18 protein-coding genes are annotated in these 23,735 nt (G+C 70.9%); 10 read left to right on the top strand and 8 right to left on the bottom strand.

From position 1 onward, the window contains the following. Positions 1–19 precede the first annotated feature (19 nt). From ilvN to QSJ60_RS09405, 8 genes are all read right to left on the bottom strand, one after another. Positions 20–529: an acetolactate synthase small subunit gene (ilvN, locus tag QSJ60_RS09440; protein ID WP_189084689.1), complete on the bottom strand. Its 510-nt coding sequence runs from the start codon at positions 527–529 to the stop codon at positions 20–22. Between the two features lie 2 nt (positions 530–531). Further along, the gene (locus QSJ60_RS09435; protein WP_189084688.1) at positions 532–2,334 is read right to left on the bottom strand and encodes an acetolactate synthase large subunit; all 1,803 of its coding nucleotides are present in this window, start codon (positions 2,332–2,334) and stop codon (positions 532–534) included. A gap of 44 nt (positions 2,335–2,378) precedes the next feature. Further along, positions 2,379–4,073 carry a dihydroxy-acid dehydratase gene (ilvD, locus tag QSJ60_RS09430; RefSeq protein WP_285463437.1) on the bottom strand — a complete coding sequence of 565 codons (1,695 nt, stop codon included), beginning with the start codon at positions 4,071–4,073 and terminating at the stop codon, positions 2,379–2,381. A gap of 15 nt (positions 4,074–4,088) precedes the next feature. Further along, positions 4,089–6,329 (bottom strand): bifunctional alpha,alpha-trehalose-phosphate synthase (UDP-forming)/trehalose-phosphatase, encoded by a 2,241-nt coding sequence (locus tag QSJ60_RS09425; protein ID WP_189084686.1) that lies wholly within the window; start codon positions 6,327–6,329, stop codon positions 4,089–4,091. A 192-nt stretch (positions 6,330–6,521) separates the two neighbouring features. Further along, positions 6,522–6,812, bottom strand: a complete 291-nt coding sequence (locus QSJ60_RS09420) for a hypothetical protein (RefSeq protein ID WP_285463436.1) — start codon at positions 6,810–6,812, stop codon at positions 6,522–6,524. Between the two features lie 292 nt (positions 6,813–7,104). Then, positions 7,105–9,060, bottom strand: coding sequence for a YhgE/Pip family protein (locus QSJ60_RS09415; RefSeq protein WP_285463435.1), 1,956 nt, complete (start codon positions 9,058–9,060; stop codon positions 7,105–7,107). Continuing rightward, positions 9,057–11,984, bottom strand: coding sequence for an MMPL family transporter (locus QSJ60_RS09410; protein WP_285463434.1), 2,928 nt, complete (start codon positions 11,982–11,984; stop codon positions 9,057–9,059). Before QSJ60_RS09410 ends, QSJ60_RS09415 begins: the two co-directional genes overlap by 4 nt. A gap of 13 nt (positions 11,985–11,997) precedes the next feature. After that, positions 11,998–12,603 carry a TetR/AcrR family transcriptional regulator gene (locus QSJ60_RS09405; RefSeq protein ID WP_230762966.1) on the bottom strand — a complete coding sequence of 202 codons (606 nt, stop codon included), beginning with the start codon at positions 12,601–12,603 and terminating at the stop codon, positions 11,998–12,000. Positions 12,604–12,767: 164 nt separating this feature from the next. Between QSJ60_RS09405 and QSJ60_RS09400 the strand changes: the two genes are divergently transcribed. The 10 genes from QSJ60_RS09400 to QSJ60_RS09355 all read left to right on the top strand — a co-directional run bounded on the left by QSJ60_RS09400 (position 12,768) and on the right by QSJ60_RS09355 (position 23,685). After that, on the top strand, positions 12,768–12,953 hold the full coding sequence (locus tag QSJ60_RS09400) for a hypothetical protein (protein ID WP_189084681.1): 186 nt from the start codon (positions 12,768–12,770) through the stop codon (positions 12,951–12,953). A gap of 92 nt (positions 12,954–13,045) precedes the next feature. Continuing rightward, positions 13,046–13,525 (top strand): hypothetical protein, encoded by a 480-nt coding sequence (locus QSJ60_RS09395; RefSeq protein ID WP_285463433.1) that lies wholly within the window; start codon positions 13,046–13,048, stop codon positions 13,523–13,525. Between the two features lie 134 nt (positions 13,526–13,659). Next, positions 13,660–14,331: a biotin transporter BioY gene (locus tag QSJ60_RS09390; protein ID WP_285463432.1), complete on the top strand. Its 672-nt coding sequence runs from the start codon at positions 13,660–13,662 to the stop codon at positions 14,329–14,331. Then, positions 14,328–15,584, top strand: a complete 1,257-nt coding sequence (locus tag QSJ60_RS09385; RefSeq protein ID WP_285463431.1) for an AMP-binding enzyme — start codon at positions 14,328–14,330, stop codon at positions 15,582–15,584. Before QSJ60_RS09390 ends, QSJ60_RS09385 begins: the two co-directional genes overlap by 4 nt. Continuing rightward, a complete protein-coding gene (locus QSJ60_RS09380) occupies positions 15,581–16,705 on the top strand; it encodes a thiolase family protein (RefSeq protein WP_285463430.1) in 1,125 nt (374 codons plus the stop codon). The genes QSJ60_RS09385 and QSJ60_RS09380 overlap by 4 nt, the downstream gene beginning before the upstream one ends. Then, positions 16,702–17,439, top strand: coding sequence for an energy-coupling factor ABC transporter ATP-binding protein (locus QSJ60_RS09375; RefSeq protein ID WP_285463429.1), 738 nt, complete (start codon positions 16,702–16,704; stop codon positions 17,437–17,439). Before QSJ60_RS09380 ends, QSJ60_RS09375 begins: the two co-directional genes overlap by 4 nt. Next, entirely contained in the window at positions 17,436–18,029 is a 594-nt protein-coding gene (locus tag QSJ60_RS09370) for an energy-coupling factor transporter transmembrane component T family protein (RefSeq protein WP_285463428.1), read from the top strand. The genes QSJ60_RS09375 and QSJ60_RS09370 overlap by 4 nt, the downstream gene beginning before the upstream one ends. Positions 18,030–18,091: 62 nt before the next feature. Further along, complete coding sequence (locus QSJ60_RS09365) at positions 18,092–18,562, top strand: SRPBCC family protein (RefSeq protein ID WP_285463427.1); 471 nt, start codon at positions 18,092–18,094, stop codon at positions 18,560–18,562. Positions 18,563–18,571: 9 nt separating this feature from the next. Continuing rightward, complete coding sequence (locus tag QSJ60_RS09360; protein ID WP_285463426.1) at positions 18,572–19,615, top strand: YihY/virulence factor BrkB family protein; 1,044 nt, start codon at positions 18,572–18,574, stop codon at positions 19,613–19,615. Between the two features lie 515 nt (positions 19,616–20,130). After that, entirely contained in the window at positions 20,131–23,685 is a 3,555-nt protein-coding gene (locus QSJ60_RS09355) for a PIN domain-containing protein (RefSeq protein ID WP_285463425.1), read from the top strand. Positions 23,686–23,735 lie beyond the last annotated feature (50 nt).

Below are 23,735 nucleotides of genomic sequence, written 5' to 3'. Positions count from 1 at the left end.
AGCTCGGGGAGCCGAGTGCTTAGTTCTTGAAGACGCGTTCGGTGATGGACTTGCCGCCGCGGCCGATCGCGAGGAGACCCGACTGGGCGATCTCCTTGATGCCGTAGGGCTCGAGCACCTTGAGCAGCGCCTGGGTCTTGCCCGAGTCGCCGGTGACCTCGATCACGAGCGCATCGGTCGACACGTCGACCACGCGGGCGCGGAAGAGGTTCACCGCCTCGAGCACCTGCGAGCGGGTCGTGTTGTCGACGCGCACCTTGATCAGCAGGTGCTCGCGCTGCACCGACTGCGCGGGATCGAGCTCGACGATCTTGATCACGTTGATCAGCTTGTTCAGCTGCTTCGTGACCTGCTCGAGCGGCAGCTCCTCGACGTCCACCACGACGGTGATGCGGGACAGCCCGTCGATCTCGGAGTGACCGACCGCGAGGGACTCGATGTTGAAGCCGCGACGGGCGAACAGGCCCGCCACGCGGGTCAGCAGACCCGGCTTGTCCTCGACGAGGAGGGAGAGCACGTGGGTCGACATGGTCAGTCCTCCTCGCTGAAGGCCGGCGAGTGATCGCGGGCGTACTGGATGTAGCTGTTCGAGACGCCCTGCGGCACCATCGGCCACACCATGGCGTCGGCGGAGACGACGAAGTCGATGACGACCGGGCGGTCGTTCGTCTCGAGCGCGAGCTTGATCGCCTCGTCGACCTCTTCTTCCTTCGTGACGCGGATGCCGAGGGCGCCGTACGCCTCGGCGAGCTTCACGAAGTCGGGCACCCGCACCGAGTCGTGCCCGGTGTTCAGGTCGGTGTTCGAGTAGCGGCCGTCGTAGAACAGCGTCTGCCACTGGCGCACCATGCCCAGCGAGGAGTTGTTGATGATGGCGACCTTGATCGGGATGTCGTTCAGGGTGCACGTGGCGAGCTCCTGATTCGTCATCTGGAAGCAGCCGTCGCCGTCGATCGCCCACACGTGGCGGTCGGGCTGGGCGACCTTCGCCCCCATCGCCGCAGGCACCGCGTAGCCCATCGTGCCCGCGCCGCCCGAGTTCAGCCAGGCGTTGGGGCGCTCGTACTTGATGAACTGCGCCGCCCACATCTGGTGCTGGCCGACGCCCGCCGCGTAGACCGCCTCGGGGCCGGTGAGCTCGCCGATGCGCTTGATGACGTACTGCGGCGAGAGCAGCCCATCGGAGGTCGGCGCGAAGCCGAGCGGGTACTCGTTGCGGAGCCCCTCGAGCGTCGCCCACCACTCGGCGGTGTCGGCGGTGCCGCGAGCGGCCACGTCGCGGTAGGCCGCGAGCAGGTCGACGAGCACCTCCTTCAGGTCGCCCACGATCGGCACGTCGGCCGTGCGGATCTTCGAGATCTCGGCCGGGTCGATGTCGACATGCACGACCTTCGCGTTCGGGGCGAAGAGTGCGGCCTTGCCGGTGACCCGATCGTCGAAGCGCGCGCCGAGGGAGACGACGAGGTCGGACTCCTGCAGCGCGAGCACCGCGGGCACCGTGCCGTGCATGCCCGGCATGCCGAGGTGCTGCGGGTGCGAGTCGGGGAAGGCGCCGCGGGCCATCAGCGTGGTCACCACGGGCGTCTTCGTCGCCTCGGCGAGCTCGAGGAGCTCGGCGGAGGCACCGGAGCGGATGACGCCGCCGCCGACGTAGAGCACCGGGCGCTCGGCCTCGGCGATGAGCTGGGCCGCGGCGAGCACCTGCTTGCCGTGCGCCTTGGTGATCGGCCGGTAGCCCGGCAGATCGACCTTCGGCGGCCAGCGGAACGCGAAGGTGTTCTGCTGCGCGTCCTTCGTGATGTCGACGAGCACGGGGCCCGGGCGGCCGGTCGTGGCGATGTGGTACGCCGCCGCGATCGTCGCCGGGATCTCTTCGGCTCGCTTCACGAGGAAGGAGTGCTTCGTGATCGGCATGGTGATGCCGACGATGTCGGCCTCCTGGAACGCGTCGGTACCCATCAGGTTGGAGAAGACCTGGCCGGTGATCGCGAGCAGCGGCACCGAGTCCATGTGGGCGTCGGCGATCGCCGTCACGAGGTTCGTCGCGCCGGGGCCCGAGGTCGCGATCGCGACGCCGAGCTTGCCGGACGAGGAGGCGTAGCCCTGGGCGGCGTGGCCGGCGCCCTGCTCGTGCCGGACGAGGATGTGCCGGAGCTTGCGGCTCTCGAACAGGGGGTCGTAGACGGGGAGGATGGCGCCGCCGGGCAGACCGAACACGTCGGTGATGCCGAGATTCTCCAGCGAGCGGACGACCGCCTCGGCGCCCGTGATGATCTCGGACGCACCTGGCGATGCTGGGGCAGGCGACGGCACGGGGTGGGATTCCGTGGGCATGCGATTCCTATCTGGGTGAACGGGTGTGCGAATGAGCGCAGCACTCAGCCAGTGGTCGCGCCTTCGGCAGCGGAGCGCACGAGCTTGGAGTACTTCGCGAGAACGCCTCGGGTGTAGCGCGGAGGAAGCGGCGCCCAGCCTTCACGGCGGGCGGCCAGCTCGGCCTCGTCGACCAGTAGGTCGATGGACCGGGCCGCGATATCGACCCGAATCAGATCACCATCGCGCACCAAGGCAATCGGACCTGCGTCGACTGCTTCGGGTGCCAGATGGCCGATGCACAGGCCGGTTGTGCCGCCTGAGAATCGACCGTCCGTCAAGAGTAGTACATCTTTGCCGAGCCCGGCGCCCTTGATGGCCGCCGTGATGGCGAGCATCTCGCGCATGCCGGGGCCGCCCTTGGGGCCCTCGTAGCGGATGACGACCACGTCGCCGTGCTTGATCTCGCCGTTGGTGAGGGCGTCCATGGCGCCGCGCTCGCGCTCGAACACGCGCGCGGGGCCCTCGAAGACGGCCGCGTCGAAGCCCGCCGTCTTCACGACCGCGCCCTCGGGGGCGAGGCTGCCGTGCAGGATCGTGAGGCCGCCGGTCTCGTGGATCGGGTCGTCGAGCGCGTGCAGCACCTCGCCGTCGAGCGGCGGGAGGTCCATCTCGGCGAGGTTCTCGGCCATGGTCTTGCCCGTGACGGTGAGCACGTCGCCGTGCAGCAGCCCGGCGTCGAGCAGGGCCTTCATCAGCACCGGGACGCCGCCGCGGCGGTCGACGTCGTTCATGACGTACTTGCCGAAGGGCTTGAGGTCGCCGATGTGCGGCACCTTCGAGCCGATGCGGTTGAAGTCCTCGAGCGTGAGGTCGACCTCGGCCTCACGCGCGATCGCGAGGAGGTGCAGCACGATGTTCGTCGAGCCGCCGAGGGCCATGCCCACGGCGATCGCGTTCTCGAACGCCTTCTTGGTGAGGATCTGCCGCGCGGTGATGCCGCGCTTCAGCAGGTTGACGACGGCCTCGCCGGAGCGGTGCGCGTAGTAGTCGCGGCGGCGGTCGGCCGAGGCCGGCGACGCCGAGCCCGGCAGCGAGAGGCCGAGCGCCTCGGCGACCGAGGCCATCGTGTTCGCGGTGTACATGCCGCCGCAGGCACCCTCGCCCGGAGCGAAGGCGCACTCGATGCGCTTCGCGTCGGCGGCGCTCATCGTGCCGGCCTTGACCGCGCCGACCGCCTCGAAGGAGTCGATGATCGTGATGTCCTTCTCGGTGCCGTCGGACAGGCGCACCCAGCCGGGCGCGATCGAGCCCGCGTAGAGGAAGACCGAGGAGAGGTCGAGCCGGGCGGCGGCCATCAGCATGCCCGGGATCGACTTGTCGCAGCCGGCGAGCAGCACGGAGCCGTCGAGGCGCTCGGCCTCCATGACGACCTCGACCGAGTCGGCGATGACCTCGCGCGAGACGAGCGAGAAGTGCATGCCCTCGTGGCCCATGGAGATGCCGTCGGAGACCGAGACCGTGCCGAACTGCAGCGGGTAGCCGCCGCCGGAGTGCACGCCCTCCTTCGCGGCCTGCGCGAGGCGGCTCAGCGAGAGGTTGCAGGGCGTGATCTCGTTCCAGGAGCTCGCGATGCCGATCTGGGGCTTGTCCCAATCGGCATCCCCCATGCCCACGGCCCGGAGCATGCCCCGGCTGGTCATGGCTTCGATGCCGTCGGTGACGGTGCGGCTACGCGGTTTGGGATCGAACTCCGACATGCATCGAGTCTATGGCTACCGCGAGGTGTGTTCGCGCGCCGCCTCCCGGGCATCCGCAAGGGTCTCCAGCAGCAGCGCGACGTCCTCCGTGCCGCGCACGCGATGGCCGGCGAGCGACTTGCCCTGCCCGACCTTTACGCCCACGTCGTCGACGTCGAGCACCGCGAAGGCGTCCTCGTCGGTGACGTCGTCGCCGACGTAGAGCACCGCCGTCGAGCCGAGGTACTGGCGTACCCGGGTGAGCGACTCGCCCTTGTCGCTCGAGCGCACGGCGAACTCGATGACGGCCTTGCCGCTGCGCACCGTGATGCCGGGCAGCTCGTCCTCGATACGCTCACGCGCGGAGTGCTGCAACGCGGCCCCGACCGTGACCGGCAGGCGCCGCGTGTGCAGCGCGAGCCCGGCCGGCTTGTGCTCGACCCAGGCGCCGTCGGCCTCCGACGCGGCATCTTCCAGCAGCTCGGTGAGCCGCGCGAGCCTGGCGTGCTCGACGTCGCGCAGCTCGATGGTCACGCCCCCGTCGTCGAGTTGCAGCTCGACGCCGTGCGAACCGCTCAGCAGCACGCCCTCCGGCGGATCGGCCACCTCGCGCAGACTCTCGAGCGAGCGGCCGGACACGAACGCGACCCGGGTGTCGTCGCTCGCGATCAGCCGTTCGACGGCCGCGCGGGCCCGAGCGCTCGCCCGAGCATCCTCCGGGCGGTCGACGAGCGGCGCGAGTGTGCCGTCGAAGTCGAGCGCGACGAGCAGGCGCTCGGTGCCGGCGAGCCGCGAGACGGCGGCCGAGAGGGAATCGGAGACGCCGGCGGGGATCTTGCCGGCGCCGGTGAGCGCCTCGAGGAACGTCGCCGACCAGTTCGCGACGTCGTTCGACTGCACCCGGCGCCGCAGCGCCCGCATGCGGCGGGCGCGCTCCCCCTTCGGCATCTCGACGGCGGCGATCATCGCGTCCTTCAGGCCCTCGATGTCGTGCGGGTTCACGAGCACCGCCTGACGGAGCTCGTCGGACGCGCCGGTGAACTCGCTGAGCAGCAGGACGCCGTCGTCGTCGAAGCGGCAGGCCACGTACTCCTTGGCGACGAGGTTCATGCCGTCGCGGAGCGCGGTGACGAGCATGACGTCGGCCGCGAGGTAGAGGGCCACCATCTCTTCGCGGGGGTAGCCGTGGTGGAGGTAGGAGATGGCGGGATGGCCGAGCTCGCCGTGGTCGCCGTTCAGCCGGCCGACCATGAGCTCGATCTCGTCGCGCAACTGGCGGTACGTCTCGACGCGTTCGCGGGAGGGGCTCGCCACCTGCACGAGGGTGGCGTCCTCGACCGAGAGCCGGCCGTCGCGCAGCAGCTCGCCGAAGGCCTTCATCCGGTGCCGGATGCCCTTCGTGTAGTCGAGCCGGTCGACGCCGAGCATGATCGTCTCGGGGTCGCCGAGGTTGCGGCGGATCTCGGCGGCGCGCTCCTGCACCTCGGGCCGGCGCGCGATCTCCTCGAAGCCCGCGGCGTCGATCGAGATCGGGAAGTGCCGCGCGACGACGCGACGCAGCTCGCCGTCCTCCTCGGGCACCTCGATGATCGATCCGCGCGTCGCGTAGCCGAAGAGTCGGCGCACTGCGCGGGTGAAGTTGCCGGCATCCGCCGCTCGCTGGAAGCCGACGACATCGGCGCCGAGGAGTCCCTCGATGACCTGGCGCCGCCAGGGCAGCTGCGAGTAGATGCCGTATGCGGGGAACGGAATGTGGTTGAAGAAGCCGATCACGAGGTCGGGACGTGCCTCGCGGAGCATCTTCGGCACGAGCTGCAACTGGTAGTCGTGCACCCAGACGACGGCGCCCTCGGCGGCCGCCTCGATCGCGGCGTCGGCGAAGCGGCGGTTGACGCGGACGTAGGCGTCCCACCACTCGCGGTGGAACGAGGGCGGGGCGATGACGTCGTGATAGAGGGGCCAGAGGGTGTCGTTGGAGAAGCCCTCGTAGTAGTCCTCAAGCTCGTCGGCGGTGAGCGGAACGGGGATGATCTCGATGCCGTCGTGGGCGAAGGGCTCGAACTCCCGGTCGGCGACGCCGGCCCAGCCGATCCAGGCGCCGTCCTCGGCGCGCATCACCGGCTCGAGGGCCGTGACGAGCCCGCCCGGCGAGCTGCGCCAGCCCGGCGTGCCGTCGGCGGATTCGACGTAGTCGACCGGCAGCCGGTTCGACACGACGATCATCTCGTAGGCGGCGCGAACACCGCGGGTGGTGGTGGGCGTCTGGGCGTCCGGCATGGTGATGGAGATCCCTCCTCGGGCTCCTGCCCAGGCTAACAGTCGCCCGTCGTCGGCCACGGGGGCTTGCGCTCGACCGCTCGTGGCACCCTGAGCCCGACCGACCCCGGTTCCCTGAGCCTGTCGAAGGGATGGTTCCCTGAGCCCGTCGAAGGGATGGTTCCCTGAGCCCGTCGAAGCGCGGTCGCCGTCCTACGAGTACGTCAGCCCGAAGAACGTCGACCCGAGCATGAGCGCGATGACCCCCACGATCGCGCTGACCGCCCGCACCCACGCCGGACCGCGGCGCACTGCGGCGATGCCGGACACGAGCGCCGCGAGCATGGTCGCGAAGCTCAGGACGCGGATGGCGAGCTCGGGCAGCATCGCGGCGGTGGCGATGCCCGAGGCGAGCGCGAGCGCCACCGCGACGACCGCCGGAGCGAGTCGCAGGCCCGCTCGACGCGAGGCGGGGATGCCTGCGGACTGGTCGGTGACGCTCATCTGCGCTCCTCGGTGTGCCGTTCACGGACGAGCGGCCAGGCTCGCATCGATCGCAGCCCGCCGCAACACCCGACGGCCCGCTGGGTGGCCCCCTGAGCCCGTCGAAGGGGGCGGCATGGCCCCCTGAGCCCATCGAAGGGGGCGGCCTGGTCCCCTGAGCCCGTCGAAGGGGGACACCCCTTCGACGAGCTCAGGGAACCAACACCCCTTCGACGAGCTCAGGGAACCAACACCCCTTCGACGAGCTCAGGGAACCAACACTCCCTTCGACGAGCTCAGGGAACCGGCGGGCTCATCCGAGCGCCGCGGAGGCGAAGCCGATCGAACGGAGCCCTCGGCGACGGCCGACCACGATCGCGGTGCCGAGCACACCGATCAGCGCGAACAGCGCGAGTACGCCCGCGGCTCCCGCCACGCCGGCTCCCCCGGCGCCGGACACGATGAGCTGCATGCCCTGCACCGCCCAGGTGAGCGGCAGGAACGGGCTGATCGTCTGGTAGGGGCCGCTCAACGCCTCGATCGGCACGAGGCCCGTGGTCGTGAGCTGCAGCGCGACGAGGATCAGCGAGATGATCATGCCGCCCCGCCCGAGCCACGTCATCAGCCAGGCGTGCACCGCGGTGAACGCGAGCGCCGTGAGCGCCGAGAACGCCAGGGTCTGCGGCAGCAGCGACCACGACACCCCGAGCGCGAGGTGCAGCAGCCCGACGACGGCGACCGCCTGACCGAGCGCGACGAGTCCGGCGCGGGCGAGCGCCCGCCACACCAGGCCGCCGGTCGAGGCGGTGCTGCGCAGCGCCTCGCGGCCGAACGGCCGGAACACGAGGAACATCGCCAGCGCACCGACCCACAGGCCGATCGGAGCGAACCACATGCCGACGGCCTCACCGGTCGAGGCGATCTCGTGGTCGCGCGCGGTGTCCACCGTGACGGGCTGGGAGACGACGTCGGCCATCTCCTCGCCGTTCACGTTCGTGAGCGCGCCCGCCTGCTCGGCGCCGTCCGCGAGGCCGTTCGCGAACTGCGTGGCGCCGTTCGCAAGCTCCCCCGCACCCGTCGCTGCGCTCGACGCACCGCTCGACAGCTGGCTCAGGCCGCCCGCGAGCTCGCCGACGCCGGAGGCGAGGCTCGAGGCGCCGTCCCGGATGGCGGCGGAGCCGCCGGACAGCTGCGCTGCCCCGTTCGAGAGCTCGGCGAGGCCGGCCTGCGTCTGGTCGACGCCGCTCTGCACTCCGGCGGCGAGCTGCGCCCCCTGAGCCGTGAACTGGTCGAGCTGCGGCTGCAGGGCACCCGCCTGCGCCTGCAGCTGGGCGATGAGGGCATCGAGCTGGGGAGCGAGCTCCGGATGGTCGACCTTCGCCTGCTCGAGCTGCGCGATCAGGGTGGTGAAGGTGCTGCCGAACTGACCGACGGCGGAGTTCACTCCCCCGACATAGGCACTCACTCCACCGGCGAGCGTGTCGAGACCGGCGGATCCGGCGCTCGCCTGCGCCAGGCCCGAGGCGAGCCCGTCGACTCCCTCGGTGTACTGCCGCACGCCGTCGGCGTACTGCGAGGCTCCACTCGCAGCATCCGAGGCGCCCGACGCGGCCGAGGCGACGCCCGTGGAGAGCTGACCGACGCCCGTCGAGAGCGAGCCCGCGCCGGACGCGAGGGAGGAGGCCCCGTCGGCGGCCTGGTCGAGCGAGCCGCCGAAATCGGCGAGCCCGGCGTAGAGCCCCTCGAGGTACTGCTGCGTGAGCGTGCGCCCGAAGGCCGCGGTCATCGCGTCGCCGACGGACTGCACGACCGAACCGGCGAGGTACGAGTGTGCGTCGTCGGTGCGGATCTCGAGGTTCGCCTTCGTCGGGTTCGAGCCCGAGAGCGAGGTGACCGAGGCGGAGAAGTCGGACGGGATCGTGAGCACCGCGTACGCCTCGCCGTCGGCGAGCTTCTTCGCGGCCTCTTCGTCGTTCGAGATGGTCCAGTCGAAGCCGCTCGCCTCGCCGCCGGTGAGCTCGGTGACGAGGAGCCGGCCGGCGAGCACCTGCTGCTCGGCGCCGTCGGCGTCGGTGGTCGTGACCATCTCGTCGTCGTTCACGACGATCGCCGGGATCTGCTCGAGCTGGTCGTTGCTGCCCGCGACCGCGCCGGACACGAGGCCCGCGACGGCGAGCGGAACGGCGACGACGGCGGCGAGCAGCACGCCGTAGCGGAGCCGGCGCTGGGACGGGGTGGTGCCGAAGAGTCGGGAGAGTCGGCCGCTCATCGCAGGGCCTCCTGGTGGTCGGTGGGAACGGGGGAAGCTGGCGCGGCCGGCAGGGCCGCGAGATCGACGGTCTCGACACCGCGGGCGGCGAAGAGACTGCCGACGGCCGGTCCCTGGGCGGAGCGGCCGATGCCGACGATCAGGGCGACGTCGGCGGGGACGAGGACGGCGAGAGCGTCCCAGAGCTCGGTCGTGGCCGCGCCGGGCGCCTCGTCGAGGTCGATGGCGACGGCGCTCGGCCGTTCGGCGAGCGCCGCGGCGGTCGCGACGACGGCACGGGCTACGGCGCCGAGCGATTCGAGCGGGGTGTCGCCGTCGAAGCGCTCGCCGATCGCCAGCGCCGCCTTGCGCGCCCACTCAGAGGCGGCCTGCGAAGCCGGCGCGAGCCGGTACCAGGGGCGGGTGGCGTCGAGCCGGCGGGCGATGAGCTCGCCCACGGTGCCGCCGTCGAGCGCCTGGTCGGCGGAGAGCTCGGCGATCGCGACGCGGCGGAGCACCTCGCCGCCGGAACCCGGCAGCGGACGGCCGAGCACGGCGAGCCGGCCGTCGACGGGCGCGAGGCGGGCGGCGAGGGTCGCGACGACGACGCGCCGATCGACCGCGCTGCCGCGGACGAGCAGGGCGCCGTGCTCGGGCACCTCCACGTCGACCGGTCCGATCGTGCGCTCGGGCAGGCCGAACACGGCCCCCTCCGCGAGCACGGCCGCCGGCCGCGCCTTTGCCCAGGCTTCCTGATCGAGGTGGGCGCGCAGGCCCTCTCCCTCGATGTCGACGTCGGGCAGGAGACGCCCGAGCCACTTCGGCAGCCACCAGGCGCCGCGCCCGGCGAGCGCCATCGCGGCGGGGACGAGCGTCATCCGCACCAGGAAGGCGTCGAACGCGACGCCGATCGCGAGGGCGAAGGCGATGCCCTTGATCGGACCCGATCCCTCGGGCACGAAGGCGAAGAACACGAAGAACATGATGAGCGCGGCAGCCGTGACGACGCGGGCAGCGTGCTGGAATCCGTGCACGATGGCCTCGCGCGGACGCCCGCCCGGCGTCTCGCGCTTCGATCGCACGAACTCCTCCCGCATGCCCGAGACGAGGAACACCTCGTAGTCCATCGCGAGCCCGAACAGCACCGCCATCAGCAGGATCGGCAGGAAGCTCAGGATCGGCCCGGGCTCGATGTGCAGGAGGTCGGCGAACCAGCCCCACTGGAACACCGCGACCGTGACGCCGATGGCGCCGAACGCGGAGAGCAGGAAGCCGAGCGCGGCCTTCACCGGCACGAACACCGAGCGGAACACGATGAGCAGCAGCACGATCGACAGCCCGACCACGATGAGCGCGAAGGGCACGAGCGCGTCGGTGAGCCGCTGCGAGATGTCGATCGAGACGGCGGTGTATCCGGTGACGGCGATGGGCGTGCCGAAGTCGGCCTGGATGCCGGGCTCGAGCTCGCGGATCGACTCCACGAGCTGCTTCGTCGCGGGGTCGTCGGGCGCGCTCTCCGGGATCACCTGGATGATCGCGGTGTCGACGGTCGGGTTCGGCATGCCGTCGCCGACGTAGGCGACGTCGTCGAGGGCGCCGATGCGGGCCCCGATGGCGTCGAGGTCGTCGAAGATGTCGGTCGTCTGGGTGATGTCGACCGTGACGATGAGCGGCCCGTTGTACCCGGGTCCGAAGCCGTCGGAGATGAGGTCGTAGGCCTCGCGGGAGCTGGAGCCGACGGGATCGGTGGCGGCGCTCGGCAGGTTCAGGTCGAGGCTCAGCGCCGGCACGGAGGCCGCACCGAGGAGCCCGACGATGACGACGACGAAGGCGATCGGCGCCTTGAGCACGGTGTCGACCCAGCGTCGGCCGAGCGGCTTCTTGCCGCCGTCGTCGTCGGCGTTCGCTCGCCGGTGCGCACGGCTGCCGGGCTTCGGGACGAGCCGCTTGCCGAGCACCCCGAGGAGGGCCGGGAGCAGGGTCACCGCACCGACGACCGCGATGAGCACCGCGAACGCCGCGCCGACGCCCATGACGCTGAGGAAGGGGATGCCGACGACGAGGAGCCCCAGCAGGGCGATGATGACCGTGAGGCCCGCGAAGACGACCGCGCCGCCGGCCGTCGCGACCGCCTCGGCGGCGCTCTCCTCCGGATCCTGTCCGCGGGCGAGCTGGGTTCGGTGCCTGGACAGGATGAACAGCGCGTAGTCGATGCCGACGGCGAGACCGATCATGACTGCGAGCATCGGCGCGGTGCTCGAGACCGGCGTGATGGCGGCGACGATCGAGATCCCGCCGAACGCGAGACCCACGCCGACGAGCGCGGTGAGCAGCGGCATGCCTGCCGAGAGCAGCGAGCCGAAGGTGATGAAGAGCACGACGCCCGCGAACAGCACGCCGAGCGCCTCGGTGACGGTCAGACCGAAGCTCGTGTCCTGGAAGACCTCGCCGCCGAAGGCGACCTCCATGCCGGCGTCACTCGCGAGCTGCTTCGTGGCGGTGACGGCGTCGAGCTGCTCCTGCGTGACGTCGGTGCTCGGCCCGTCGAACTGCACCTGGATGATGGCGGTGCGCTCGTCGCCGGAGACCTGGTCGCCGGCGTACTCGTCGAACGGTCCGAGCACGCTCGCGACGCCGTCGATGTCGGCGAGCTCGCTCGACATCTCGTCGATGGCGTCGCGGTAGGGGGCGTCCTCGACGGAGGCGCCCTCCGGCGCCTCGACGACGGCGCGGGCTGAAGCGCCCGCGGTCTGCGGGAAGACGGCGGCGAGCTGATCGATCGCCGACTGCGACTCGGTTCCGGGGATCGCGAACGATTCCTGGAGCTGGCCGCCGAGCCCGATGCCGGCGCCGAGGAACGCGCCGAGCGCGAGCACCCAGGTGACGATGACGAGCCAGCCGCGGCGGTAGGCGAAGCGGCCGATGCGGTGCAGGAGGAGGGCCATGGTGTCTTCCGGGTCAGCGGCCGGCGGCCGGGATCAGCAGTTCGGTGAGGACGTCGATGAGCGCGGCGCGCACGTCGTCGTCCGAGTAGGAGGTGACGAGCTGACTCATCTCGTCGTCGTCGAAGAAGGTGGCGCCCGCCACGAGTGCGTAGGTGGCGCCGGCGAGCGCGACGCCGAAGCGCATCTGCTCGGCGAGCGAGGCGCCGGTGCAGATCGCGTCGGCGAGGACGCGGATCGCGGCGTTGCCGCGCTCGATCGCGGGGATGCCTCGGAGGGAGTGGCCCTGGCTGACGAAGAGGTGCACGGCGAGGCGTTCGCCGAGCAGCAGGTCGACGAAGCGCGCGATGAAGGCGCCGCGCGCCGCGTCGGAGCGGCGGCCCTCGGCGAACTCCGCGACGAGCACCTCGAGCTGATCGATGGCGGGGGTGACGGCCGCCTCCAGCAGTGCCTCCTTCGAGGCGTAGTGATAGAGCACGCTCGACTTCGAGTACCCGGCGTGGTCGGCGATCTGCTGCAGCGAGGTCGCGGCGAAGCCGACGGTGGCGAACTGTTCGAGCGCGGCCTGGCGCAGCTCGTCGCCGGCGCGGGCGCGCACAGGGAGGGTGGCGTCAGTGGGCATGCTTCGACGGTAGCTGACCGATCGGTCAGACTCTGTCCGATCGGTCAGATTCTCGGTCGACTCCCAGCGCTCGTTCACCGTCCCGTCACGAACGGCGGATGCCTCGCCGCACGGATCCCGTCAAGGGGGCGACGCGGGCCCGCTCCGCCGGGTAGCGTTGCGGCATGCGCAAGTACCTCTTCAGCGGAGCCGTGCTGAGTGCCGCCATCAGCGGCATCGGCGTCGTCAAGGCGACCATGTCCGGCCCCCGCGACTGGCGGCTGCTCATGATGTGGATCGCCTGGGCCGCGAGCCTCGCCGTCGCGATCGGCACCGTCGCCGACGAGACGAAGCGCGAAGAACTGGAGTAAGCTCCGCCTGCCGTTCTGCGGCGTGTCCCCCGCTCGATGACGTGCTGGTGCCCGAGACTTGAGGCACTGCACGAGATCGAGAGGGTCGTATGATGTTCCGCCGCTGGCGCCGCACGAGGCTCACCGCCGAAGCCTCGGAGCACGTCGCCGCCCCGGCACCTCGCCCCTCCGCCGCCGATCTCCGCGGCGAGCAGATCTTCGACCTGCTGCACGGCAAGCTCTCCGAGTTCATCGGCTCCTCCGGCGAGTGGACGCTCGTCCGCCGCACGGACGCCGACTCCGACCGCATCTTCCACGCGATCGTGACCCACCAGATCGCCGCCGAGCTCACCCGCAGCATCCTCGACGAGCGCGACAGCGTCGCCGTCGTCGTCCCCGAGGGCGAGCAGCAGCTCGCGCTCGACTGGGAACCGGCCCCCCTCGTCGTCTGGGCCGAGCCGCTCGGCGCGCACGTCGCCACGCCCGAGGCGTCGGACGCCGCAGCCGAGGTTGGGGCCGACGCACCGGCGCACGGCGCGGAGGCCGACGAGGCATCCGCCGCCCAGGCGCCGCTGCACGCCCGCGCCGCCTGACGCCCCGAGGATCCGCCGGCGTCCAAAATCAGCGCCGGATTCTTGTACGGCGATCCGCGCGAGCGGTCGTACCGCGCTTCTAGCGTGAGAACCGGGCGAACCCGCCCGACGACTCCGCGAGAGGGACGCAGCAGATGAGCACCGCACCGAGCACCGGATCCGAGCAGGCCGCTCCGGCCGAACCCGCCGCGCCCGTGCGCCGTCGCCGTACGACCGCCAGGGACCTCGCCCAGATCGCCGTGTTCGCGGCGCTTATCGCCGCGCTCGGTGTTCCCGGCGCGATCCCGCTCGGGCCCGAGGGCGTGCCGATCACCCTGCAGACGCTCGGAGTCATGCTGGCCGGGGCGATTCTCGGCGCGCGCAAGGGCTCCCTCGCCGTGCTGCTGTTCATCGCGCTCGTCGCGGCCGGCCTGCCCCTGCTGTCCGGCGGGCGCGGCGGCCTGGGCGTCTTCGTCGGCCCCTCGGTCGGCTACCTGCTGGGCTGGCTGCTCGGCGCCGCCGTGATCGGCTGGGCGACCGCACGACTGCTCCCCCGCTACCGGCTCGTGCCGGCGCTGCTCTGGACCGCGCTCGGCGGCATCGTCGCGGTCTACGCCGTCGGCATCCCCGTCTTCGCACTGGTGACGGCCACGCCCATCGGTCTCGCGGCTGCCGGAGCGGCCGTCTTCCTCATCGGCGACGCGATCAAGGTCGGCGCGACCGTACTCGTCGCGAAAGGCGTGCACCGCGCCTGGCCGGGTCTCATCGAGCCGAAGCCGTGGCCGTGGCGCCGCAGCGCGGGCGCGTCGGTCGACGAGCGCGCGTGAGCGGCGGCTGGCTCGGCGGAGCGGGCGGGCGTCCGGCACTCGCCCTCGGCGGGCGGACGCTCGACTACCGCGCGCTCGGTCGAGCCGTCGCCGCCTTCGAACCGCCGGATGACGGCGGGGCGATCGTCGTCCGACCAGAGGCGCATCCCGTCGAGACGATCGTGGCCGTCATCGCGGGCCTCGAGCGGGGCCGCCCGGTGCTCGTCGGCGCGGACGCCGTGCCGGCCGAACCGCTCCCCGCGGGGACCGAGCTCGCCCTGACCACCTCCGGTTCGAGCGCGCCGAGCGGCCGGCCGAGGATCGTCGCCCGCAGCAGCGCGTCGTGGCTCGCGTCCTCGGCCCCGCTCGCCGAGGCGACCGGAGCGGGCCCCGACAGCGTCGTGCGCATCTCCGGCCCGCTGCACGTCTCGATGTATCTCTACGCCGCGCTGCATGCCCTGCAGCTCGGCGCGACCGCGAGCGACGAGCCGGACCGCGGCACGATCGTGCATGCGACGCCGACCCGGCTCGCCCGCCTCCTCGACGGACCCGCTGCTCCGCGCACCGCGGCCGTCGCCGGGGCCGCCCTGCACGACGGGCTGCGCGCCCGTGCCGCCGCACGCGGAGTGCGGCTCGTCGAGTACTACGGCGCCGCCGAGCTCTCCTTCGTCGCCATCGACGAGGGCGACGGCCTGCGCCCCTTCCCCGGCGTCGAGATCGAGCTGCGCCCGAGCGCCGTCGGCTCCGAGCTCTGGGCGCGCTCGCCCTACCTCGCGCTCGGGGTCGTCGGCGGCGGGATGCTCCGCCGGGACGCCCACGGCTTCGCCACGGTCGGCGATCTCGCCGAGCCGGTCGAGTCCGACGCGGGGCGCCGTGGCGGATCCGGTGAGCCGCGGTTCCGCATCCTCGGCCGCGGCGATGCCGCCATCACGGTCGCCGGCGAGACCGTGCTGGCCGAGGACGTCGAGCGCCGTCTCGGCGAACTGCCCGGCATCGCCACCGCGATCGTCCTCGGCGAGCCCGACGGACTCCTGGGGCAGCGCCTCGTCGCGGTCGTCGAGCTCGCGACGCCGGCCGAGCCCGAGCTCGTCCTCGCCGCGGCCCAGGCGCTGCCGCCCGCGTGGCGGCCCAGGCGCTGGCATCGCGCCGAGGCCCTCCCGACGACCCCCTCGGGCAAGCCCGCCCGCGGAGCCGTCGCGAGCGCACTCGCCGCGGGCCGGTACCCGCGCATCGCCTCCTCCGTCGCGGCGCACGAGGCGGAGGTCGGGGCATGAACGCCGTCATCGTGGCCGCACGGCGCACCCCGATCGGCACGGCCGCCCGCAGCCTCGCCACGCGCACGGTCGACGAACTGGCCGCGGTCGTGCTCGCCGAGACGGCGCGCCTCATCGCACCGTCCGGCCTGGGGATCGACGACGTCGTCCTCGGCAACTGCATGGGCCCGGGCGGCGACCTCGCCCGGATCGCCGCGCTCCGCGCCGGCCTCGGCCACGAGGTGCCCGGCGTGACCGTCGATCGCCAGTGCGGCTCGGGTCTCGACGCCGTGCTGCAGGCCGCGTCGCGCGTCCGCGCGGGCGACGCCCGGCTCGTCCTCGCGGGCGGCGCCGAGTCCGCCTCCACCGCGCCGCAGCGCAGCTGGCCCGACGGCACGCCGTACACCCGGGCACCGTTCGCGCCCGCCGGATTCCCCGACCCCGACATGGGTCCGGCCGCCGAGGCCGTGGCGCGGCTGCGCGGCATCGACCGCGAACGCCAGGACGCCTGGGCCGCGCGTTCGCACGCCCGGGCCGTTGCGGCGCGCGCGGCGGGCCGTTTCGACGCGGAGCTCGTTCCCGTCGCCGAGGTCACCGCCGACGACCGGCCGAACGCCCGCCTGACGGCGGCCGTGCTCGCCCGTTTCGCCCCCGCCTTCGCTCCGGACGGGCAGGGCAGCGTGACGCCGGGGAACTCCTGCGGCTTCTCCGACGGCGCCGCCGCGATGGCGGTGACGACGCCCGAGATCGCCCGTGAGCTCGGCCTGCCCGCGTTGCGCGTGCGTGCGGCTGCGGTCGCGGCATCCGATCCGGCGCTGCCCGGCCTCGGCGCGGCCCGCGCCGCGCGGTTCGCGCTCGACCGCGCCGGGGTCGCGCCGCGCGCCCTCGGCGCCGTCGAGATCACCGAGGCCTTCGCCGCGCAGCTGCTGGCCGTGAGCGACGAGCTCGGGCTCGACGAGGAGGCGATCAGTGCCGACGGCGGCGCGATCGCGCTCGGGCACCCCTGGGGCGCCTCCGGAGCCGTGCTCGTCGTGCGGCTCGCCGCACGTCTGCTCGCCGACGACGACGATCGGCCCGCCCTCGCGGCGTGCTCCATCGGCGGCGGCCAGGGCGTGGCGATGATCGTGGAGCGGATCGCATGAGCGCGATCGTGTTCGAGCGGGTGAGCCGCAGTTTCGACGGACGGCGGGTCGTCGACGACGTCTCCCTCGAGCTCGTCGAGCACCGGATCGGCATCGTCGGCGCCAACGGCTCCGGCAAGTCCACGCTGGCGCGGATGATCAACGGCCTCGTCGAGCCCGACGCCGGGCGGGTGCTCGTCGACGGGCTCGACGTGGCGAAGCAGGGCCGCGAGGTGCGCCGCCGCGTCGGCTTCGTGTTCACCAACGCCGACACCCAGATCGTCATGCCGACCGTGCGGGAGGACGTCGCCTTCACCCTGCGCCGGCACCGGCTCGCCCCGGCGGAGGCGAACGAGCGGGTGGATGCCGCGCTCGCCCGCTTCGGGCTGACCGAGCTCGCCGAGCGGCCGGCGCACCGGCTGTCCGGCGGGCAGAAGCAGCTGCTGGCCCTCGCGAGCGTGCTCGTGGGGCATCCCGCGATTCTCGTCGCCGACGAGCCCACGACACTCCTCGACGCCAGGAACGCGCGCCGCGTCGCGCGCCATCTTGCCGGCCTCGACGAGCAGCTCGTCGTCGTGAGCCACCAGCTGGAGCTCCTCGACGACTTCGACCGGGTCATCGTGATGGAGCGCGGACGTGTCGTCTGCGACGACGTGCCCGCGGTGGCCCTCCCCCGGTACCGCGATCTCATCGACGCCGAGGGCGACGCCGACGACGATGCGCAGGACGCCGCCGAGGAGCGGAGCCGCCCGTGATCGGCGTCTTCCACCCGGGCGACTCGCTCGTGCACCGCGCGCCGGCGCTGCTGAAGCTCGGCCTCCTCGCGGCGCTCGTGACGGCCATCGCGCTGCAGCACTCGGTGCTCGTGCTCGGAGGCGCGTGCGTGCTGGTCGCGGGCATCGTCGCGCTCGCCCGGGTGCCGCTGCGCCTGCTCTGGCGCCAGCTCGTGCCGCTGCTCTGGCTGCTGGCGATCGCCGTGCCGGTCCAGCTCTTCCTCGCCGGCTGGGAGCTCGCCGTCACCGTCGCCCTGCGGCTGTTGCTCGCGGTCGTCCTGGCCGGGGTGTACTCGCTCACGACGCCGGTGACCGAGACCCTCGACGCGGCGCAGACGCTGCTGCGGCCGTTCCGCCGCTGGATCGACGCCGACCGCGTCGGGCTCGCCCTCGCCCTCGCGATCCGAGCCATCCCCCTCCTCGGCGAGATCGTCGCGGAGGTGCTCGACGCCCGCCGGGCGCGCGGGGCGGAGGGCTCGATCCGCGCCGTCGCCGTGCCCGTGATCGTGCGCGCGCTGCGCACCGCCGACCACCTCGGCGAGGCGCTCGTCGCCCGCGGCCTCGACGACTGAGCCGAACCGGGCACCACGTCAAGCCCCTGACCGCAGTGCGCGCCGTCGGTCACCATGACGTCATGTCGCAGAACGTACGCCGAATGCACTGCCCCGCGGATGCCGTGCTCGCCGTGCTCGCCGACGGCTGGCTGTACCCCGCCTGGGTCGTCGGGGCGTCGCGGATGCGGCAGGTCGACCGGCACTGGCCCGAGCCGGGAGCGGAGCTGCACCACTCGGTCGGCGCCTGGCCGCTGCTGCTCGACGACCGCACGGTGAGCGTCGAACGCACCCCGACATCGCTGACCGTACTGGCCAAGGGCTGGCCGCTCGGGGAGGCCCGGGTCCGCATCGAGGTGCGGACGAGCGGGGCCGGATGCCTCGTCCGCCTGCAGGAGGAGCCGACGGCGGGACCCGCGCGCTGGCTCCCGCGCGGCCTGCTCGAGCCGATGCTGCGGCTGCGGAACCGGGAATCGCTGCGCCGCCTGGCGTTCCTGTCGGAGGGGCGTGCGGCCGCCGTCAACCCTCCGGCGAGGATTCCGGCCGCTGGCTAGCCTGACCATATGAGCGCCGCCGAACGAGAGACGACTCCCGCCACCACGACGCCCTCGAAGGCGGGCTGGCTGAAGCGCCTCGTCGCCTGGGTGCTCGAACGGAAGCCTGTGCGGGCGTTCCTGTTGTACCAGGAGCACCACGGCCCGATGCTCGCCGACAGCGTCACCTACCGGGCGCTCTTCTCGGTGTTCGCGGGCGTGCTCCTGGGCTTCTCGGTGGCCGGCATCTGGCTCTCCCGCGACGACGAGGCCATGCAGGCGCTCGTCGACGCCGTCGGCCGGACCATCCCGGGCCTCGTCGGCGAGGGCGGCGCGATCGATCCCAGCTCGCTCGTGCAGCCCGTCGCGTTCAGCGTCGCGGGCATCGTCGGCCTCGTGGGGCTGGTGGGCACCGCGATCGGCGCCGTCGGCTCGCTCGCCATCGCCTTCCGCGAACTCGCGGACCAGGCACCGGATCAGACCTTCGTCGTCTGGGCCGTGCTGCGGAACCTCGCGATCGCGGTCGGATTCGGCGTCGCCCTCGGGGCGGGCGCCGTCGTCACCATGGCCGGCACCGCCGCCATTGGCTCCGTGCTCGACTGGCTCGGCGTCCCCTCACGCTCCGGCCTCGCCGATTTCGGCGTGCAGGCCCTCTCGATCCTCGTGGTGCTCGCGATCGACACGGTGGCCGTCGCCGCGCTGTTCCGCCTGCTGTCCGGGCTCCGGCCGCGCCGCCGTTCGCTCTGGACCGGGGCGCTGCTCGGCGGCGTCGGGCTCACCGTGCTGCAGGTGCTCTCGGGGCTGTTCATCGGCGGGGCGTCATCGAACCCGCTGCTGGCCTCGTTCGCCTCGATCATCGCGCTGCTGCTCTGGCTGAATCTCTCGAGCCAGGTCGTGCTCATCGCCGGTGCGTACATCGTCACCGGCGTCGACGAGGAGCACGACCGGGTCGCGGCGCGGTACGGCAGCCCCACGATCGCCGTGCGCCGCCTGCAGCGCGCCGAGCGCCGGGCGATGGCCGCGGTCGCGGAGGTGCAGTCCGCGCGCGAAGCCGTCGAGAAGGAGCGCGGCTGAGCGAGCGCGACCGAGGCGACGCCAGCGGTCGTTGAACTGAACGACGCACAGGCTGCCTTCGCTCGTCAGTTGCGCAGCCTGTAGGGGCCAAGGGGAGTACCCTGAACGCCCGCGCCTCCCGGAAGGCAGTGAGACCGCCTCGCCGCCCAGCCTCGTCCGCGTTTACCGGGACACGTACGAGCGACGTTCGGCCGTGAGTCAGGCGCACAGTGCTCCTAGCCTCGTCGTGCCGGGCCGCGCTCGGATTCGCCTCCGGCGCGGACTCGCGTTCACGCTCGTCGTGCCGTGACGGCCTCCCGCGAGTGTGCGATACCTGCGCGATGACTTCCGAGCAGTCAACGGGCGCACCAGAGGTACCCACCCCACCCCTCCCGCTCGGTCCCTTCTCTGCTCCGCGTATAACGGCTCAGATTCCGTACGGGTTTCAAGTCGACGACGAAGCCGCACCAAATGGGATCATTTGGAAGAGTTTGTCGTCAGCACCTGGACTAACGGGCATCCATTGAGGAGATTTCGTGGCGCTAGAGGAGACATTTCTTTCAGCCTTGTTCGACGCTGTCCGCAGCCTGCTCCTCAGATTATGGAACTGGCTTACGCTTGACATGCGCGTGGCCCGCCAGGTTGCGAAGGCTATACAAACTGACGGCGAAAGGGTAGATCGTCGACAACTCCGTCGCGCGCTCGGGGTTGGGCGTATCCTTCAGAAGCTGCGCACTGGCGACGCAGAATCGCTTGAGCAGGCGAGGGACGTGTTTCGCCAACTTGACAGCGACAACGCAGACGCGCTCCTTACGTTGGTGGCCCGAGCGTACGAAGAAAAGCTACCTCGGGGCGACGGTTTGTTCGTTCAAGCCCGGCTAGCGGCACTATCTCGTGAGGAAGACACACAAAGGCTCTCTGCCCAGATTCAGGACCGAAACGCCGACTCCATCCTCTTTGAGTCGCGACTCGTAGGTTTCCATCCGCTTTACGCCTCCGAGGCTGTCCACCTGCGCCAAGATTGGCCGTACGTCGAACGGGCTGTCGCCATGCTGGCTAACCCTTCCGAGCGAAGAACCGTGCTTACGGACTGGGCGACGGCCCTTCCCGACTGGGTTGGTGATGCGCCTCCAGCTGCAAAAGCGTGGGTTGCGGACCTCTTCTCCGCCTCGCGATTGCCCGAAGCATCGCGACGCCTGATCGTTGACGCGCTGAGCGACGGGCTAACGCCACGCCCGTACTGGACGGTTCGTCTCTTCATAGTCTCTCCGGGGGACGGGTCGGATGCGCCGACGGTCCTCGCCGGCGTGTCCGATTATCCCCTCGCCAGCGCCATCATTCGTGCAGCCGAACAGGACCTCGAAGGCGCGCGGCGAACTCTGGATGGCTGGGAACCGGTTACCCACCGAGAGCGGGTGCTAAGAGATCTCCATCGCGCGAGCTGGGCGACTGCAGCACTGGACCTGGACGCAGGGATCGCTATCGGGCTCCGCTCGTACGAGCACGAGAAGAGCACGAGCGCAGGGCTCATCGCCGCAAAGGCGCTCGTTCAACGGGGCGCGCAGCTCGCCTCGCCGCTTCATCGCGGAGATGTCGCACGGGGGCTGGACCTCGCCTTGGCCGTTCGCGATCAACGAAGAAATTGGGGGATGGACAGCGCGGAAGCAGCCGTCCTCGCGGCTAGGTCGGCTCGGGTGCTGTTGAACCCGCAGCAGGCATGGGACATCGTTCGCAACGCCACTCAGGAAGAAGCGCAGTCCGAAGGGCTCCGCGGGATCGACGCGCTGATGACCGCGGAGGAGGGTGACCTCGACCGGGCACGTCAACTGACAATGCAACTCCCTGCCTCAGCGAACAAGTCGCGTGCCCTCGCTGCAATCGCCGAGCGAGAAGAAGACGTCGAGCGCGCCATGGCCAACTGGAATGAAGCTCTCGTAGCAACCGACGATTGGAGTGAGAAGGCCGAGATTAGTCTGCGCTTGGCGCTGCACGGTCAGCTCACAGGCTTCGTCGATGAGTTTGCGGCTGACAATCCTGAACTTGCCGCCGACATCCGCTTGATCGCAGACCTCTTCTCGGCCGCCCCTGGTGCCGAAGCGAGGGCCCAATCTAGAGCCCGGGAGAACAAGCAGGTATCTCAGGCCCTGATCCACTACTACCTCCCCAACGACCCGGACCGAGCACTGCGATTCGTGCTCGGTGCCGCCCATCGTTGGGGCGAAGCGTACTTCTGGGCTATCGCGGCGCGATTGCAGCATGAACTCCAAAGACCTGAGGCGTTGGAGTCCTCTCGCTCTGCCATCCTCGCGGGGGGATCAGCCTGGGGTGGGCAGGATGACATGTACCGACTTCAGGTCGAGATCCTCTCAGCGCGCGGGGATTGGCCAGGTGCTGTCGATGCTGCGGCTAATCTCCTGAGGCGCGATCCAAACGATGCGCGGCGGATTTGGGCGCTGACGCATTGCCAGTTTTTCAACGGCGACGCGACTGAGGCATTCAATACCTGGAACCAGGTTGGCGGACGACCGTCCCCGACGAATCGGAAAGACGTCCTGCTTTGGATCGAGTTTGTCCGTGTGTTCGGAGAGGAGGCTGGTTCGGACGACGAGTTGCTGGCCGTGGCGGACCACTGGCGCACGGATGAAGAAATTCGGAGGCACGTAGTGGGTGCCTTCTTGAAGGGCTCCCGTGGAGACGACAGCAGCGCCGAGGCAACTGATCAAGTTGATGCGCCTAAGCGACCCGCCTTCGGGCAGGCTATTGCGGAGTACCTGAACGACTTCCCGGATAACACCTTCATTCGACAAGTGAGCGTCGACCTCGCCAACCCGATCCAAAGCCTGCTCGACGCCATCGGTGAACGCAGTAACACCGACGAACTCGACAGCGCTGTGGTGCAGGGAGCCATGCCGATTGGAATGGCGGCGTTCGTCCACGGCAAGTCATACGCCGAATTGACCGTCACAGGAATCGGACCCCGATTCGCGGGTGCCGCAACTGCTGACGATCAGCTGAGTGCGCTCGAACATGCGCGAGCGCTCCCCGTCGTAATCGACACGACAGCGGCGTTCACGTCGATCGTGCTCGCCGCAGCTGGGATTGAGATCGCTCCGGACTGCGAGGAGATCCTGGTCACGCTTGAACAACTCCGAGACGCAGCGGCCGCTTCGGAGGATCCCGGCATGAGGTCACGGCTTTCGATCACGCCAGGGCCGACAGTAGAGGCCAGCCGCGTCACTGAGATCACCGAAGGGGAGGAAGCACGGCGCGCGGCAGAAGCGACGTCACTCACTGAGAGGATGCGAACCTTTCGACGGGTGGGTCGCCCCGTCATCAGCGCGATCGGGCCGTTGCCAGAGGACGTTCAGGACGGAGTCCGCACCTGGCTCTCGGCAGTCGATCTGGCGGCTGGAAGCGAACCGAGAGCCGTGCTCTGGGCCGACGACGTGGCCCTCCGTCAGCTCGCACAAAGCGAAGGGGTAGAAGCGTTCGGAACTCCTGCCCTCTTGGAAGTGCTCGCCCAGTCGGGCGCTTTGTCTCCTGAACAGGTGCAATTTGCCGAGGTCGTGCTCGTATCCCGGGGCTATGTCGGAATCCGGTTCCGTGCCGACATCTATCGTGAGGCACGCAAGATACAGCCTGCTAACACGTCAGGGGTCATGTATGCGATGGCCCACGGAGACGGCGACGCCGCAGGGGCGCGTGCCTCGTTCGTCCTTCAGGTAATCGCAGAGGAGGTCGGGACTCCCGTGAGGCTAACGGAATGGGTCGCGACCTTCTGCCACTGGCTAGTTCGAAGAACGGACGGTGACGAAGCCGCGCGCCAGAACCTGCGAACCTGGGCATTTGAGTTGCTTCGGCAGTCGTGGCTTTCGCCCTCGACGCTCCCATTCTTGGTGGCCGGATTTCGTGAAGCGGCGCGTGAGGATGAGGATTGGTTTGCTCCCGCACTGGACGCGTTGGCGAGCTTCCACCTACTCGCGACCGAGGCTCAAGGAGCCGCCGCGGCGAGCAGATACCTTCTGGGGCTCATAACCGAACTGCCCGAATCAGAACGCCTGCAGGTGCTCACGATAGTGCTGCGGCGATGATGATGCAGGGGCCAATCGCACGTAGATTGCACGCGCCTCGGGAATGCAAG

It is taken from the genome of Agromyces sp. NBRC 114283 (assembly GCF_030268405.1).
GTDB classification, from domain to species: Bacteria; Actinomycetota; Actinomycetes; order Actinomycetales; family Microbacteriaceae; genus Agromyces; species Agromyces mediolanus.
Note: the sequence above shows the minus strand (reverse complement) of the source record. Positions and strands in the feature narration are given on the sequence as shown.

Bases quoted from the DNA above. Each gene is read 5' to 3' on its own strand.
- QSJ60_RS09425 (WP_189084686.1), bottom strand. From the start codon at position 6,329: ATGCCGGACGCCCAGACGCCCACCACCACCCGCGGTGTTCGCGCCGCC.
- QSJ60_RS09435 (WP_189084688.1), bottom strand. From the start codon at position 2,334: ATGCCCACGGAATCCCACCCCGTGCCGTCGCCTGCCCCAGCATCGCCA.
- QSJ60_RS09405 (WP_230762966.1), bottom strand. From the start codon at position 12,603: ATGCCCACTGACGCCACCCTCCCTGTGCGCGCCCGCGCCGGCGACGAG.
- QSJ60_RS09365 (WP_285463427.1), top strand. From the start codon at position 18,092: ATGTCGCAGAACGTACGCCGAATGCACTGCCCCGCGGATGCCGTGCTC.
- QSJ60_RS09395 (WP_285463433.1), top strand. From the start codon at position 13,046: ATGTTCCGCCGCTGGCGCCGCACGAGGCTCACCGCCGAAGCCTCGGAG.
- QSJ60_RS09375 (WP_285463429.1), top strand. From the start codon at position 16,702: ATGAGCGCGATCGTGTTCGAGCGGGTGAGCCGCAGTTTCGACGGACGG.
- ilvN (WP_189084689.1), bottom strand. From the start codon at position 529: ATGTCGACCCACGTGCTCTCCCTCCTCGTCGAGGACAAGCCGGGTCTG.
- QSJ60_RS09415 (WP_285463435.1), bottom strand. From the start codon at position 9,060: ATGAGCGGCCGACTCTCCCGACTCTTCGGCACCACCCCGTCCCAGCGC.
- QSJ60_RS09360 (WP_285463426.1), top strand. From the start codon at position 18,572: ATGAGCGCCGCCGAACGAGAGACGACTCCCGCCACCACGACGCCCTCG.
- QSJ60_RS09420 (WP_285463436.1), bottom strand. From the start codon at position 6,812: ATGAGCGTCACCGACCAGTCCGCAGGCATCCCCGCCTCGCGTCGAGCG.
- QSJ60_RS09390 (WP_285463432.1), top strand. From the start codon at position 13,660: ATGAGCACCGCACCGAGCACCGGATCCGAGCAGGCCGCTCCGGCCGAA.
- QSJ60_RS09410 (WP_285463434.1), bottom strand. From the start codon at position 11,984: ATGGCCCTCCTCCTGCACCGCATCGGCCGCTTCGCCTACCGCCGCGGC.
- QSJ60_RS09400 (WP_189084681.1), top strand. From the start codon at position 12,768: ATGCGCAAGTACCTCTTCAGCGGAGCCGTGCTGAGTGCCGCCATCAGC.
- QSJ60_RS09380 (WP_285463430.1), top strand. From the start codon at position 15,581: ATGAACGCCGTCATCGTGGCCGCACGGCGCACCCCGATCGGCACGGCC.
- ilvD (WP_285463437.1), bottom strand. From the start codon at position 4,073: ATGTCGGAGTTCGATCCCAAACCGCGTAGCCGCACCGTCACCGACGGC.